General features: G+C 57.6%; 9 protein-coding genes and 1 tRNA gene. 7 read left to right on the top strand and 3 right to left on the bottom strand.

Annotation, left to right across the window (positions count from 1 at the left end):
• Positions 1–45 precede the first annotated feature (45 nt).
• Positions 46–2,796 carry a chromosome segregation protein SMC gene (gene smc / locus KZ772_RS01040; RefSeq protein ID WP_290538064.1) on the bottom strand — a complete coding sequence of 917 codons (2,751 nt, stop codon included), beginning with the start codon at positions 2,794–2,796 and terminating at the stop codon, positions 46–48.
• Positions 2,793–5,261 carry a chromosome segregation protein SMC gene (gene smc, locus KZ772_RS01035; RefSeq protein WP_290538063.1) on the bottom strand — a complete coding sequence of 823 codons (2,469 nt, stop codon included), beginning with the start codon at positions 5,259–5,261 and terminating at the stop codon, positions 2,793–2,795. The genes smc (KZ772_RS01040) and smc (KZ772_RS01035) overlap by 4 nt, the downstream gene beginning before the upstream one ends.
• 563 nt (positions 5,262–5,824) lie before the next feature.
• Between smc (KZ772_RS01035) and cysZ the strand changes: the two genes are divergently transcribed.
• Entirely contained in the window at positions 5,825–6,601 is a 777-nt protein-coding gene (gene cysZ, locus KZ772_RS01030; protein ID WP_290538062.1) for a sulfate transporter CysZ, read from the top strand.
• Positions 6,602–6,772: 171 nt separating this feature from the next.
• Here cysZ and uvrB read toward each other — a convergent pair whose 3' ends face one another.
• Positions 6,773–8,791 (bottom strand): excinuclease ABC subunit UvrB, encoded by a 2,019-nt coding sequence (gene uvrB / locus KZ772_RS01025; protein ID WP_290538061.1) that lies wholly within the window; start codon positions 8,789–8,791, stop codon positions 6,773–6,775.
• 410 nt (positions 8,792–9,201) lie between these two features.
• Between uvrB and KZ772_RS01020 the strand changes: the two genes are divergently transcribed.
• The 6 genes from KZ772_RS01020 to KZ772_RS00995 all read left to right on the top strand — a co-directional run bounded on the left by KZ772_RS01020 (position 9,202) and on the right by KZ772_RS00995 (position 15,436).
• Positions 9,202–10,392, top strand: coding sequence for a pyridoxal phosphate-dependent aminotransferase (locus KZ772_RS01020; RefSeq protein WP_290538060.1), 1,191 nt, complete (start codon positions 9,202–9,204; stop codon positions 10,390–10,392).
• Between the two features lie 68 nt (positions 10,393–10,460).
• Positions 10,461–10,536, top strand: a tRNA-Asn gene (locus KZ772_RS01015).
• A 368-nt stretch (positions 10,537–10,904) separates the two neighbouring features.
• A complete protein-coding gene (locus KZ772_RS01010) occupies positions 10,905–11,963 on the top strand; it encodes a glycosyltransferase (RefSeq protein ID WP_290538059.1) in 1,059 nt (352 codons plus the stop codon).
• Between the two features lie 5 nt (positions 11,964–11,968).
• Positions 11,969–13,249, top strand: coding sequence for a sugar transferase (locus KZ772_RS01005; protein WP_290538058.1), 1,281 nt, complete (start codon positions 11,969–11,971; stop codon positions 13,247–13,249).
• Positions 13,250–13,280: 31 nt separating this feature from the next.
• Positions 13,281–14,435, top strand: a complete 1,155-nt coding sequence (locus KZ772_RS01000; protein ID WP_290538057.1) for a hypothetical protein — start codon at positions 13,281–13,283, stop codon at positions 14,433–14,435.
• The gene (locus tag KZ772_RS00995; protein WP_290538056.1) at positions 14,426–15,436 is read left to right on the top strand and encodes a polysaccharide pyruvyl transferase family protein; all 1,011 of its coding nucleotides are present in this window, start codon (positions 14,426–14,428) and stop codon (positions 15,434–15,436) included. The genes KZ772_RS01000 and KZ772_RS00995 overlap by 10 nt, the downstream gene beginning before the upstream one ends.
• Position 15,437 lies beyond the last annotated feature (1 nt).

Here is a 15,437-nt window from a genome sequence, read left to right as displayed (position 1 = left end):
TTGCTTGCGCTGAAGTGCCACCATTACGGACAGCACCGGATTGCCTTACATAGCCGCCATTTCGGCAGCTTCTTCCACATCGACCGACACCAGACGGGATACACCAGGCTCATGCATGGTGACCCCCATCAGGGTAGCAGCCATCTCCATCGCAATCTTGTTATGAGTAATGTAGATGAATTGTACTTTTGCGGACATTTCCGACACCAGGTTACAGAAACGCCCCACGTTCGCATCGTCCAGCGGCGCGTCCACCTCATCGAGCAGACAGAACGGCGCCGGGTTGAGCTGGAAGATACTGAATACCAGGGACAGAGCAGTCAAAGCCTTCTCACCCCCTGACAACAGGTGAATGGTGCTGTTCCGCTTGCCCGGAGGCCGCGCCATGATGGTGACGCCGGTATCCAGCAGGTCGTCGCCGGTGAGCTCCAGGTAGGCGTGACCGCCGCCGAACACCTTGGGAAACAATTCCTGCAGGCCACGGTTGATACGGTCGAAGTATTCCTTGAAGCGCGCCCGGGTTTCCCGGTCGATCTTGCGAATGGCGTTTTCCAGGGTGTTGAGCGCGTCTTCCAGGTCCGCGTTCTGGCTGTCCAGGTAGTTCTTGCGCTCGGACTGCTGCTGGTATTCGTCGATGGCCGCCAGGTTGATCTGGCCCAGCCGTGAAATGCGCTGGCCGATCATGTCCATTTCCCGGGCCCACTCCTGCTCGTTGGCTTCCTCGGGCAGGTTTTCCAGCACCGTATCCAGATCAAAGTTGTGCTCGCCCAGCTGCTCGGCCACGGTCTGGCGGCGGGTGGTCAGGTCCTGCCACTGCATCCGCTTCTGGTCCATGGTGCTGCGAATTTCCTGGGCCTGGCGTTCAAACTGACCGCGCTGGCCTTCCAGGTTGCGCATCTCGTGGTCCACCGCTTCCAGTTCCCGGCGGGCCTCGGTGAGCTTGTGTTCCGCTTCCAGGCGCACTTCCAGTTTTTCTTCCAGCTGCATCTGCAGCTCGGTGCCCGGCTCGTCGCCCTCGTTGGTCTGCTCTTCCAGCAGCGCCTTGCGCTCGGCCAGGGCCTGCACCTGGGATTCCAGACGGCTCAGGTTCTGGCGCAGGGAATCCGCCTGGGTGCGGGCGCCCTGCACTTCCATGGCCAGATGGTGGGACTGGTCGCGGTCGTGGCGGGCCTTCTGGCGCGCCTCGTCCAGGCGCAGGCGCAGCTCGTCGCGACGGGACAGCAATGCCTCGCGCTGGCCGCTGTCAGCCTCCATGGCGTCCAGCGCCTCCGCCAGCACCGCCCGGGCCTCTTTCATCTGCTCCTGTTCCTGGGCGTGCTGCTCGTTCGCTTCTTCCAGCTCGCGGCCCAGGCGCTCACGGCGCATGGTGATCTGTTCCAGGCGCACCTGACGGGCACTAACCTGGGCATTGATCTCACCCAGCTCCCGGTTGATACGGCTGGCCTGACGCTGCACCTCTTCGCGCTCTTCTTCCAACTCACCAATCTGCTCGCGGGTGCTTTCCAGTTGTTCTTTCAGGTCGTCCACGGTGGCCTGCAGGGTCTCAATCTCACCCTCCAGCTGATCCAGCTCGCGGCGACGTTCGAGCACACCGGCTTCCTGATCTTCCTCTTTGGCCACCTTCAGCCAGTCCGGGCCCAGCCAGATGCCATCGCGAGTCACCACGGATTCGTAAGCGTCCAGTTGACCACGCAGGGCCAGGGCCGCATTCAGGTCATCGGCCACGTAAACACCGGCCAGCAGGCCTTCCGGCACCTGCCCCTGCACATGGTCACGAAGCAGTTTGCCCTTGCTGCCTGAGCCCTTCAACGAAGCCGGGCTGAACAGGGCCAGGCGACCGTGGGACAGATCACCCAGCCAGTCGCTGACCTGATCGAATCCGCTGATGGCCACCGCCTGAATGCTGTCGCCCAGCACCGCCTCCAGGGCCTTTTCCCAGCCCTCGTCCACCTGCACCTGATCGGCCAGGCGCGGCTCAGCGTCGAGTTCGTGGCGGTTCAGCCAGTCGCTCACCGCGCCGTCGTCGCCCATGGCGGCCTTCTGCAGGGCCTCCAGCGAGGTGCGGCGGCCCTTCAGGGTCTGCAGCTTCTCGCGGGCTTCGTCCAACTGACGGCCACGGTCGCCGTTTTCCCGGCGCATGCGGTTGATGTCTTCCTGCAAGGATTCGCTGCGCAGTTCGTTTTCTTCTGACTGGCCGCGATATTGCTCTACCTGCTCTTCCAGCTGGCGCATTTCCTGGGCCAACGGGCCGGAATCCAGAGATTCCTGTTCTTTCCTGAGGCGCTCGATGCGCTCTTTCAGGCGGTCCTGGGATTTCTCCAGGTGCTGAATACGGGATTGTTCCACCTCGGCCTGGCGGCGGGATTCCCCGGACTTGCCGTTGAACTCTTCCCATTCCTGCTGCCAGTTCTGCATGGTCTCTTCAGCCAGCGCCAGGGCCTCGGCGGAGGCTTCCTGCTGTTCGCTGATCAGCGCCAGCTCCGGCTCGCGCTCGGCCAGGATGGCATCCAGTTCCGCCACCTTCTCGCTGTCCACCCTCAGGTGCTCATCGGATTCCTGCCAGCTGGCCTTGATCTGGTCCAGCTCTTCATAGAGCTGCTGCTTGCGTTCACGCTGGTGCTGAATGCTTTGTTCCAGCCGGGCCACTTCCGCGCCCAAGGCGTAGAAGTGCTGCTGCACCTGGTTGAAGTGTTCCTGCACCTCGTGGTGCTTCTCGCGCAGGCGCTCCACTTCCGCATCCACATGGCGCTGCTCGGCCACCTTGGCTTCCATGGACACATCCAGCTCGCCGATCACAAAGTCGAGCTGCTTGACCTGACTATCCAGGCCTTTCGGGCGCCCTGCACTTCCATGGCCAGATGGTGGGACTGGTCGCGGTCGTGGCGGGCCTTCTGGCGCGCCTCGTCCAGGCGCAGGCGCAGCTCGTCGCGACGGGACAGCAATGCCTCGCGCTGGCCGCTGTCAGCCTCCATGGCGTCCAGCGCCTCCGCCAGCACCGCCCGGGCCTCTTTCCTCTGCTCCTGTTCCTGGGCGTGCTGCTCGTTCGCTTCTTCCAGCTCGCGGCCCAGGCGCTCACGGCGCATGGTGATCTGTTCCAGGCGCACCTGACGGGCACTAACCTGGGCATTGATCTCACCCAGCTCCCGGTTGATACGGCTGGCCTGACGCTGCACCTCTTCGCGCTCTTCTTCCAACTCACCAATCTGCTCGCGGGTGCTTTCCAGTTGTTCTTTCAGGTCGTCCACGGTGGCCTGCAGGGTCTCAATCTCACCCTCCAGCTGATCCAGCTCGCGGCGACGTTCGAGCACACCGGCTTCCTGATCTTCCTCTTTGGCCACCTTCAGCCAGTCCGGGCCCAGCCAGATGCCATCGCGAGTCACCACGGATTCGTAAGCGTCCAGTTGACCACGCAGGGCCAGGGCCGCATTCAGGTCATCGGCCACGTAAACACCGGCCAGCAGGCCTTCCGGCACCTGCCCCTGCACAGGGTCACGAAGCAGTTTGCCCTTGCTGCCTGAGCCCTTCAACGAAGCCGGGCTGAACAGGGCCAGGCGACCGTGGGACAGATCACCCAGCCAGTCGCTGACCTGATCGAATCCGCTGATGGCCACCGCCTGAATGCTGTCGCCCAGCACCGCCTCCAGGGCCTTTTCCCAGCCCTCGTCCACCTGCACCTGATCGGCCAGGCGCGGCTCAGCGTCGAGTTCGTGGCGGTTCAGCCAGTCGCTCACCGCGCCGTCGTCGCCCATGGCGGCCTTCTGCAGGGCCTCCAGCGAGGTGCGGCGGCCCTTCAGGGTCTGCAGCTTCTCGCGGGCTTCGTCCAACTGACGGCCACGGTCGCCGTTTTCCCGGCGCATGCGGTTGATGTCTTCCTGCAAGGATTCGCTGCGCAGTTCGTTTTCTTCTGACTGGCCGCGATATTGCTCTACCTGCTCTTCCAGCTGGCGCATTTCCTGGGCCAACGGGCCGGAATCCAGAGAGTCCTGTTCTTTCCTGAGGCGCTCGATGCGCTCTTTCAGGCGGTCCTGGGATTTCTCCAGGTGCTGAATACGGGATTGTTCCACCTCGGCCTGGCGGCGGGATTCCCCGGACTTGCCGTTGAACTCTTCCCATTCCTGCTGCCAGTTCTGCATGGTCTCTTCAGCCAGCGCCAGGGCCTCGGCGGAGGCTTCCTGCTGTTCGCTGATCAGCGCCAGCTCCGGCTCGCGCTCGGCCAGGATGGCATCCAGTTCCGCCACCTTCTCGCTGTCCACCCTCAGGTGCTCATCGGATTCCTGCCAGCTGGCCTTGATCTGGTCCAGCTCTTCATAGAGCTGCTGCTTGCGTTCACGCTGGTGCTGAATGCTTTGTTCCAGCCGGGCCACTTCCGCGCCCAAGGCGTAGAAGTGCTGCTGCACCTGGTTGAAGTGTTCCTGCACCTCGTGGTGCTTCTCGCGCAGGCGCTCCACTTCCGCATCCACATGGCGCTGCTCGGCCACCTTGGCTTCCATGGACACATCCAGCTCGCCGATCACAAAGTCGAGCTGCTTGACCTGACTATCCAGGCCTTTCCAGCGTAGAGCCTTCAGTTGAGCACCCTTGAGGCGCTCCTCTTCCTTATACTGCTTGTACTTTTCCGCCGCGCTGGCCTGGCGGCTCAAGCGCTCCAGCTGGCGCTCCAGCTCGTCACGGATATCCGTGAGCCGTTCCAGGTTTTCCCGGGTCCGGCGGATGCGGTTCTCGGTCTCGCGGCGGCGGGCCTTGTACTTGGAGATCCCCGCCGCTTCCTCGATGTAAACGCGAAGCTCTTCCGGCTTGGCCTCGATCAGCCGGGAAATCATCCCCTGCTCGATAATGGCGTAGCTGCGCGGGCCCAGACCGGTGCCCAGGAAAATATCGGAAATGTCCTTGCGGCGGCACTTGGTGCCGTTGAGGAAATAGTTGGACTGGCCGTCGCGGGTCACCTGCCGCTTCACCGAGATTTCGTTGAACTTGCCGTACTCGCCGGTAACGGTGGCATCGGAGTTATCGAAAATCAGCTCGATGGAGGCCTGGGCCACGGGCTTGCGGGCATTGGAGCCATTGAAGATCACGTCCGCCATGGACTCGCCACGCAGATGCTTGGCAGAGGACTCCCCCATCACCCAGCGGACCGCATCAATGATATTGGACTTCCCACACCCGTTGGGCCCCACCACAGCGGTGAGATTCTCCGGAAAATTGGTGGTGGTAGGGTCCACAAAGGATTTGAACCCGGCCAGTTTTATGGATTTCAGTCGCATAGTGTCTGCTTAACTCGGGCCAACAGGCCAAAAATTGGGCGAAAACAAGGATTTTCGCCGCCCCTGAAGCGATTACGGCGCACCGTGGGCATTAAAAGGGGTAAGTCTAGCGACAACCCGGACTGAATTCATCAGCCGCAACGTCCTGTTTACAATAAGGCCAAAAATGCCGGGCTCCTCCGTGCGCATGGTTACATGGCGCTCGTGCCGTCGGCGGACGGTTCGCCATGCAAGCATGGGCTCCTGCAAAGCCGGGGGGCGAATTGAAAACAACTGCAAAAGCCGGGCCCGGTTCACACGCTCTGCCCACCCCTTCCCTCCACCGCCCCCGTTGGAGCCTTGCTCGCAAGGCGAAGAGCTCCCGGCCAAGGCATTCGCCTTGCAATCAAGGCTCCAACAGTGGCCCAGTGGCTCGGAAACGGCGGCTACCGGACCCTGATAGCCCTTCGCCTTGCGAGCAAGGCTCCAACGGTCACGGGAGGATGGGACTTGCCGGCAGGGGCTTTCCCTTTTCGCTCTCTGCTTGTAGCTTGTAGCTGCTTTCTCACAGCCAAGGATTTGCCGTGTCTCAAGTTGCCGATGCCATCAGCTATCTCAAACGCAGTGTCACCCTGGCGAAAAGCCGGGAGCTACGTGTGTATGTGGTAGTTCCACTGATATTCAACATCGTTGTCTTTGGTGGCCTCTACTGGGCCAGCGGCAGCTGGATCGCCGGCTGGATCGCTTCAGCCACGGCGGACTGGGCGCTGACCGGCTCACTGAGCTTCCTCAACGAGGCCCTACACTTCCTCATCGACGCGGCCATTATTCTGGTCTGGATCCTGCTGCTGGCCCTGTTCGCCAGCGTCTTTTCCATCGGCGTGCAGCTGATTGCAGCGCCGTTCATGGGCTTTCTGGCGGAGCAGGTGGATATCCAGACCACCGGTTATCCCATGCCCGACGAATCCATTCCGGCCATGATCGTGCGCACTTTCAAACGGGAAATACGCAAGACCTGGTACTGGCTGTGGCGGGCGCTGCTGATCCTGTTTGTGGTGATGGTGGTCTACTTCATCCCGGTGGTGAACGTGTTCGCCTCGGTGATCTGGTTCCTGTGGTCCGGCTGGCTGTTGGCCATGCAGTACATCGATTTCGGCGCGGATAACCGCCAGGTGCCCTTCGAAGTAATGCTGGAACGCCTGAAAACCAAGCGCTGGCTGGTGCTCACCTTCGGTGCCGTGGTCATGGGCCTGACCATGCTGCCACTGGTAAACCTGTTCATCATGCCGGTGGCGGTGATTGCGGGGACGTTGATCTGGGTAGAAGAGCTGGCACCACAAGGCAACAACGGAGCCGCGTAGGAGCACCGCTTGAGGTGCGAACCTTGCGTAGCAAGGAAATCGGCCACAGGGCGATCAGGAATATCCCTAATCGCCATCCCCTCTAGAAAGACCGCCCCCCCCCCCTTTTTCCCTCGCCTAGGCTCGGATTCGCGCCTCAAGCGGCGCTCCTACAGCGACCTTGTAGAAACGTTATCGCATGAATCCAAGCTCGCGAAGCTGATGAATCCTGTCCCGTGTCGCCGCCGCGTCTTCGAATTCCAGGTTCTTGGCGTGTTCCATCATCTTGTTTTCCAGGGCCTTGATCTCACGGGCCACTTCCGCCGGGGACATGGCTTCGTATTTCGAGGCTGACTCGGCCACCTTCTTGCTCTTGTCGCCCTTGTATTTGCGGTCGAAACGGCTGCCGCCGCTGTCGTCCATGATGTCGCGGACCTTCTTGTTGAGCTTCTGCGGCGTGATGCCGTGCTCCTTGTTGAAGGCCTCCTGCTTCTCGCGACGACGGTTGGTCTCGTCGATGGCCCGCTCCATGGAACCGGTCATCTTGTCCGCATAGAGAATGGCGCGACCATCCACGTTCCGCGCCGCCCGGCCGATGGTCTGGATCAACGAGCGGTCCGAGCGCAGGAAGCCCTCCTTGTCCGCATCCAGGATCGCCACCAGCGCCACTTCTGGCATATCCAGGCCCTCACGCAGCAGGTTGATCCCCACCAGCACGTCGAATTTGCCCAGCCGCAGGTCGCGGATAATCTCCACCCGCTCCACGGTGTCGATGTCCGAGTGCAGATAGCGCACCTTGATGCCGTGCTCGTTCAGGTACTCGGTGAGATCTTCCGCCATGCGCTTGGTGAGCGTGGTGACCAGCACCCGCTGCTCCTTGGCGATGGCTTCCTTGGCCTCACCCAACAGGTCGTCCACCTGGGTAATCGCCGGGCGGATCTCGATCTGCGGGTCCACCAGCCCGGTGGGACGCACCACCTGCTCCACCACCTGGCCGGCGTATTTTTCCTCGTAAGGGCCGGGCGTCGCGGAGACAAACACCATCTGGGGGGCCAGCCGCTCCCATTCCTCGAACTTGAGGGGCCGGTTATCCATGGCCGACGGTAGCCGGAAACCGAAGCTCACCAGGGTTTCCTTGCGCGAGCGATCACCCTTGTACATGGCCCCCAGCTGAGGAATGGTCACGTGGGACTCATCGGCAATCAGCAGGGCATTCTCTGGCAGGTAATCAAACAGGGTCGGCGGCGCCTCGCCGGGGGCGCGGCCGGAGAACAGCCGCGAATAGTTTTCCACCCCGTTGCAGTAGCCCAGCTCCTGCAGCATCTCGATGTCGAACCGGGTGCGTTGCTCCAGCCGCTGAGCTTCTACCAGCTTGTTCTGTTCCTTGAGCTCGGCCAGACGCTCCGTTAGCTCTTCCTTGATCATCTCAATGGCCTTGAGCACGGTCTCCCGGGGAGTCACATAATGGCTCTTGGGGTAGATGGTGATCCGCCCCACCCGGTTGATTACCTCACCGGTCAGCGGATCGAAGATGCTGATGGTTTCCACCTCGTCATCGAACAATTCGATGCGAACCGCCTCTTTTTCCTCTTCCGCCGGAAAAATATCGATCACATCCCCGCGCACCCGGTAGGTGGCGCGGCGGAAATCCATCTCGTTGCGGGTGTACTGTAGCTCCGCCAGCCGGCGCAGCAGCTCGCGCTGGTCGATGCGATCCCCGCGCACCAGGTGCAGCACCATGGCGTGGTAGCTGGCCGGGTCACCCAGGCCGTAAATGGCCGACACGGTGGCCACGATGATGGTGTCCGGCCGCTCCAGAATGGCCTTGGTGGCAGACAACCGCATCTGCTCGATCTGCTCATTCACCGACGCATCTTTCTCGATAAAGGTGTCCGAGCTCGGCACATAAGCTTCCGGCTGGTAGTAGTCGTAGTAGGAAACGAAGTACTCCACCGCGTTTTCCGGGAAGAACTCCTTGAACTCCCCGTACAACTGGGCCGCCAGCGTCTTGTTCGGCGCCATGATGATGGTGGGCCGCCCGGTCTGCTGGATCACGTTGGCCATGGTGAAGGTCTTGCCGGACCCGGTTACCCCCAGCAACGTCTGATGACCCAGGCCGTCGTTGATCCCCTCGATCAACTGGGCGATGGCCTTCGGCTGGTCACCGGCGGGTTGGTAATCGGAATGGAGCTTGAACAGGCTGTCGGACATGAATACTTCCAGGTGGCAGCCCTCCCGCGCGGGGAAAGTCGCAAAGGGCATACGTTCAGAGTCAAGGTAGTGTACTACTGTCATTCCAGACAGGCATCCCCGCAATTCGAAGCCTCGTCTCGTTGGAGCCTTGCTGGCAAGGCGAAGGGTCGAATCCGGATTAGTGCCCGCTGAAATCTTCGCCTTGCGAGCAAGGCTCCAACGGCGGTGATCGTTAACCGAGCGCCTGAAGGCTCCAACGGCGGTGATCGTTAACCGCCAGAGCAGCGGTTCTCCTCGCGCCCGCAAGGAAACACGGGACATTTCAGCCCTGGTCCGCTAAAATGCACGCCCCTTTCTGCGCTTACAAGCCACAGGCGTTCTGCGCCAAAAGCGCAGCCAATACGACTCTTTAGACGAATGAGGAGTGCATGTCCGATATCAGCCTTTCCGACCGCGTACAACGCATCAAGCCGTCTCCTACCCTGGCCATTACCGCTAAAGCCGGTGAACTCCGTGCACAGGGAAAAGACATTATTGGGCTGGGTGCCGGTGAGCCGGATTTCGATACCCCGGATCATATCAAACACGCCGCCATTGAAGCGATCAACGCCGGCAAGACCAAATATACCCCGGTAGACGGCACTCCCGGCCTGAAAAAGGCCATCATCGACAAGTTCAAGCGCGACAACAGCCTGGACTACGAGCCAAACCAGATCCTGGTGTCCAGCGGCGGCAAGCAGTCCTTCTTCAACATGGCCCTGGCCCTGCTGAACGACGGCGACGAAGCCATCATTCCCGCCCCCTACTGGGTGAGCTACCCGGATATGGTGCTGGTTGCCGGTGGTGTTCCCAAGGTTATCGAAACCGACGTAAACAGCCGCTTCAAGATCACCCCGGAACAGCTGGAAGCGGCCATCACGCCGAAAACCCGCCTGTTCGTGATCAACAGCCCGTCCAACCCCTCCGGCATGGCCTACTCCATCGAAGAGCTGGCGGCCCTGGGTGAAGTGCTGAAGAAGCACCCGGACATCATCGTCGCCACCGATGACATGTACGAGCACATTCTGTGGACCGGCAAACCCTTCGTGAACATCGTCAACGCGTGTCCGGAACTGTACGACCGCACCGTGGTAATGAACGGCGTCTCCAAGGCCTACTCCATGACCGGCTGGCGCATCGGCTATGCCGGCGGCCCGCAGAAGCTGATCGCGGCCATGAAAAAGGTGCAGTCCCAGTCCACCTCCAACCCGGCTTCCATCAGCCAGGCAGCGGCAGAAGCCGCACTGGCCGGCGATCAGGGCTGCGTGGACGAGATGGTCAAAGCGTTCAAGGAGCGCCATGACTACCTGACTGCCGCGCTGGATGCCCTGCCCGGCGTGAAATGCGCCCAGGGTGACGGCACCTTCTATGCCTTCCCGGACTTCTCCGACGCCATCGCTAACCTGGATGGCGTGGAATCCGACACCGACCTGGCGGCCCTGCTGCTGGAAACCGCCGAAGTGGCGCTGGTCCCCGGTTCCGCCTTCGGCGCCCCGGGCTGCATGCGCCTGTCCTTCGCCGTCGGCATGGACACGCTGAAAGAAGCCATGCGCCGTATCGAGCAAGCATTGGCTAAATAAGCAACAAACACACTCCCGGGGTGTTGACGACCCCGGGAGGCGTCACTAATATACGCGCCTCAAGACATTCCGCCTTAGCTCAGTTGGTAGAGCAAATGACTGTTAATCATTGGGTCGCTGGTTCGAGCCCAGCAGGCGGAGCCAAACAAGGAAAGGGCTTATCCATCGGGTAAGCCCTTTTTCTTTGCCCAATGATTGGTCGCCCTGCGGTCGACGGTTAATCATTGGTGAATTCAGCGAATTCACCTAGTTCGAGCCCAGCAGGCGGAGCCAAACAAGGAAAGGGCTTATCCATCGGGTAAGCCCTTTTTCTTTGCCCCAATGATTGGTCACTAAGAAGCTGGCACCGTGACAACTCTTAAGAAATACCTTCAAGCAAATAACACTGCGCCCTCTGACAGACCCTCCCCATACCCATACAATTAGCACTCCCCCTCCACTCCTCGACCCGGATTTCCCTCTGCCACGTGAAAGTGAGAAAATCCGCCGCCAGTGTGCACTACGGGTCTGACATGGATAACAATAAGCCACGTATCGGTTTCATCATCACCAAAGCAGAAACTGGCGGCGCCCAGCGCTGGACCCTGGACCAGATTCGTCTTCTGCAAGACGACATCCACCCTTTCCTGATTGCCGGCGAGGATAAGTGGCTGACTCAAACCCTGCGTGCGCTCTCCCCCCTGATTCTTCCCGAGTTGCTCAAGCGGATTCCCAGCCCTGCCGGGTTAATGCGATTACGCCGCTATATTCGGAATAACGGCATTTCCACCTTGGTGGCCAGCTCCGCAAATGCCGGGGTCTATGCCAGACTGATGAAGCTATTCACACCCGGTTTGCGTGTCATCTATGTCTCCCACGGCTGGTCCTCTATCTACAATGGCGGCAAGCTGTCCGGGGTCTACACCCTCGCGGAACGGCTACTCTCAACCCTGACCGACCTGGTAATCAACGTCTCACGAGCTGACGCCAGCAAATGCAGCGACAAGCTGAACATATCGCCGGACAAAACCGTCACACTGACCAACCGGACCCCGAAGCCGGCAGAACAGTCTGCAAACCTGGCGGCAAAACCGGTAAAATTACTCTTTCTGGGCAGACTGGCGCACCCTAAACGTCCGGATCTACTGATAGACGTCGTCTCAGGCTTCTCACAGGATGAACTAACTCTCACGATTGTCGGTTCCGGACCTGCACAACAGGAGTTACAGGCAAACGCGCCGAACAATGTATTTTTCGCCGGGGAAATCCAGGCGTTTGATCAGTTCCACCGTTATCATGCCCTTTGCCTTATCTCTGACAGTGAAGGGCTACCCATGTCCGCCCTTGAGGCCAAGGCACATGGGCTGCCGCTGTTGCTGAGCGATGTGGGTGGTTGCCACGAATTGATCGACAACGGAAACGGGGTGCTGTGTGACAACACAGCCGACTCCATCCATCACAGCCTTCATCAGCTGATAACAAACATGGACGCCATGCAGGCCTCCGCCAGGGCCTGTGCACCAAATGCCTGGCTGGAGCCTGCAAAAATGGACTATTTACACGCCTATCTGGGCATAAAATCAGGCGCTTGAGACCTATGAATTCTCACTACATACCAATAGATCCAGCGCGGCACACTCGCCTTCACGAAAGGCTGCTGCTCAATCCCGTGATCGGCCATCTTGCTGGACTGATCATCACCCTGGTGGGTGCCCAACTCATTGCCCATGGCTCTGTCTTGATCCCGCAGGATCCAAACCAGCAGCTATCCCTGATCACTCTGACAACCATCTACATCATCAATGCACTTTTGTTAAAAAAGATCGTCCGTTTTCCGGGTGGGCGCAATTTCTCCTACAGTGCCAGCATCACCCTGGCCCTGATTGCCTCTGCAATGATGATCATCCTCGCATTTCGTCTGGGTTACTCCCGCAGCACCCTGTTCACGGGTTTTGCAATGCTGATTGGCGTTCAATTTGCCAACTTCATCATTAACCGACGATATCGGAAGCTGAAATTCGCACTACTGCCCGGCGTGGAAATAACCAATAAAGACGGCGCAGAAAATATCTGCTTCAGAGAACTCACATCAGCCGAGCTATCCGATACTCGCTACGATGCTCTGGTTGTGAACACTGACAATGAAATAGAAGACGGCTGGCTCCGCTATGTGGCCCACCATAGCGCCTCAGGCACGACAATCATAAGCAGCAAGGCACTCAACGAAGCCATAAACGGCAAAGTCGACCTGAACATGCTCAGCATCCACGACATGGATTCCCTGCAGCCAAGCGCTGTTTATGTCATTGCCAAAAGGCTAATCGACATTCTTTCTGTAATTCTGCTGAGCCCTATCGTGCTGCCAGTCTCTCTGATACTGGCCCTTATTATTCGCTTCGAATCCAAGGGCCCTGTTCTCTTTGTTCAGGAACGAGTAGGCCAGAAAAACACGCCCTTCCGTATGTACAAATTCCGCTCCATGGTTCCCGAAGACGACGACACCCCACGCTTTGCGGATATGGACAAACACAGGATCACTCGCTTTGGCAGTTTTATCCGAAAATTCCGTCTGGACGAACTGCCACAGTTTCTGAATGTACTGAAAGGTGATATGAGCCTAATCGGCCCGCGGCCTGAACAGGCAGGCTTCGTGCAAAAATTTGAGCAGGAAGTGCCTTTTTACAGTTACCGGCACATTGTAAGGCCGGGCATCACAGGCTGGGCACAGGTAAGTCAGGGCTATGCTGTCTGTACAGAATCAACTCGGGAAAAGGTCGAACACGACTTTTTTTATATCAAGAACCTTTCCCTGTGGATGGATATCCTGATTGTACAGAAGACTATCAAGACCATCGTGACCGGCTTTGGCGCCAAGTAAAATGGCATCTCCCCATCCAGTCAGACACCTGTTGAGCAAAGACAGTTTTTTCAGGTATTTCGATCAGGGCCTCATTGCCCTGATCATACTGGCTATCAATCTGATCCCCCCACAAATCAGCAGCAGTGAAACTGCCGCACATATTCTCTATCAGGCCTCCTGGATATTACTGGGAAGCAGCATCGCTGCAGCGCTTTTTGGCGTTCCCATTATGGCAATTGCCAATTCAGACAGCGCCAATGTGATAAAAAAATGCACCTCAATGCATATAACTATCCTGGCAGCGCTCACTCCACTGATAGCAGTGGCATATTACATTGACAGTGCCACAGGTAGCTTTCTTGTTTTCGCGTGCATCTGGGCAACCATTGAACTGATACGCAAGTCAGCCCTATCAATGAACCGTATAGTGTCTTCACTTGCCATTTCACTGGGGGGAGTGATTGCCATTGCATCCGCCATGGCAGGTTTATACTTGACACAGAGCATTACCGTTTTCTGGTTAATCGCGACAGCCCTCAATTTACCACTGTGCCTGTATTACCTGATCAGCAACTTGACCCCTAAAGCCGCCAGTGAACAACCGGCATCAACATCTGTCATTCTGAAAACCGGCCTGCAAAGTAGCCTATCCTTCATTCTGGTCTGGCTATCAACGCAAGGGCTCTTCATCCTTCTGTACCAATTTACTGATAACAGTGCTTTCATTGAGCAGAAAACACTTTTCAGCCTGCTGGGAGTATTCACACTACTGATGACCGTGCAGGAAAACCGCTTTCAACCTCTGTATCGGAACATCATTTCCAAAACAGATATCGTTTCCCTGCGCAAGACTGAAAGAAACATTCATTTTGAGAACACCCTGATTGCAGTCATTGCCTTATTTACCGTGCTGGCCTGGTATTTCGCAACCGACACCGGCGGCTACATCGCCATAATCTTGCTTTATTTTTACCGGTTACTTTTCTCCGCAGCCAAGAAATTCGTTTACTTCCTGCGAGCACAAAACCTTCATCGCCAAATTCTGCTGTCCAACCTTGCTGCATTCATCGCAGCACTGATAGCATCAGCGGCCATACTTAAAACATCCCCGTACGCCATTTCTTATGCACTGGCAGTATATAGCGTGGTCTTCTACCTTGTTACCCGGTCTTTTTATTCGTTTGGAGTTAAACGATGGAATTAGCAGGCATTTTCAATACCGCCATTGGATCATCCAATATTGGCGATCAAATCATTATGGATGCCTCACTGCACCAAGTGACAGACCTGTTAAAGAATACCCAGCTGATACATTTCTCCAGCCATGACCCCTTGCTCTATCATTCACTAAAACTCCAACGAGAAGTAAAGGCCAACATTCTCTGTGGCACAAACTGCCTTTCCTCGCATATGTTTCTCAGACCTGCATGGGCCGTGAATGCATTCACCGTCTTTTTCATAAAGCCAGTAATTCCTATTGGCGTTGGCTGGGGAGCATACCAGGGGGACCCCGACGTCTATACGAAATGGCTTCTAAAGAAAGGGCTCACCAAGACCGGAGTTATTTCTGTCCGTGATGAATACACAAAATCCAAACTGGCTACCTGTGGCATCAACAACACACTAAACACCGGCTGCCCGACCATGTGGAATCTCAGCGAAGAACACTGCGACAGCATTCCCGAACAAAAATCAGCCAAAGTGATATACACACTAACGGACTATGCAAGAGACATAGAAGCCGATGCCTACTCTATCGATACACTGCTGAAAAATTACGAGCAAGTCTACATATGGATTCAGGGTTCAAGAGACCTCCAGTATCTCCAACAACTACTCAATGAAAAAACTCACCTGAAGAACAGCAATATCAAACTGATCCCGCCGTCACTCAAACAGTACGATGCCTTCCTTGAAAGCAATCAAGTCGATTACGTTGGAACTCGGTTGCATGGTGGCATCAGAGCACTTCAGCACAGTAAACGCACATTGATTATCGGAGTAGACAACCGAGCCAAAGAGAAAGAGAAAGATTTTGGCTTGCCCGTTATATACCGAGAAAACATTCAGGGCCTGGAAGAGCAGATAAACCGACACGGGAAAACCCAAATACGGCTACCGGTTGACCAGATCAATGAATTCAAAGCTTCACTCAAAGACACATTCAGTGCCGGCCGCCCCCCCCTTGAATACACTGCCGTTTAAT

Origin of the sequence: Alcanivorax sp. (assembly GCF_019431375.1) — a bacterium.
Lineage (GTDB): Bacteria > Pseudomonadota > Gammaproteobacteria > Pseudomonadales > Alcanivoracaceae > Alcanivorax > Alcanivorax jadensis_A.
This window is presented reverse-complemented; position numbering and strand designations above follow the sequence as displayed.

What these genes read in the sequence shown, in the direction of transcription:
- smc (WP_290538063.1), bottom strand. Translation starts at nt 5,261, where the DNA reads ATGCGACTGAAATCCATAAAACTGGCCGGGTTCAAATCCTTTGTGGAC.
- uvrB (WP_290538061.1), bottom strand. Translation starts at nt 8,791, where the DNA reads ATGTCCGACAGCCTGTTCAAGCTCCATTCCGATTACCAACCCGCCGGT.
- KZ772_RS01020 (WP_290538060.1), top strand. Translation starts at nt 9,202, where the DNA reads ATGTCCGATATCAGCCTTTCCGACCGCGTACAACGCATCAAGCCGTCT.
- KZ772_RS01010 (WP_290538059.1), top strand. Translation starts at nt 10,905, where the DNA reads ATGGATAACAATAAGCCACGTATCGGTTTCATCATCACCAAAGCAGAA.
- KZ772_RS01005 (WP_290538058.1), top strand. Translation starts at nt 11,969, where the DNA reads ATGAATTCTCACTACATACCAATAGATCCAGCGCGGCACACTCGCCTT.
- KZ772_RS00995 (WP_290538056.1), top strand. Translation starts at nt 14,426, where the DNA reads ATGGAATTAGCAGGCATTTTCAATACCGCCATTGGATCATCCAATATT.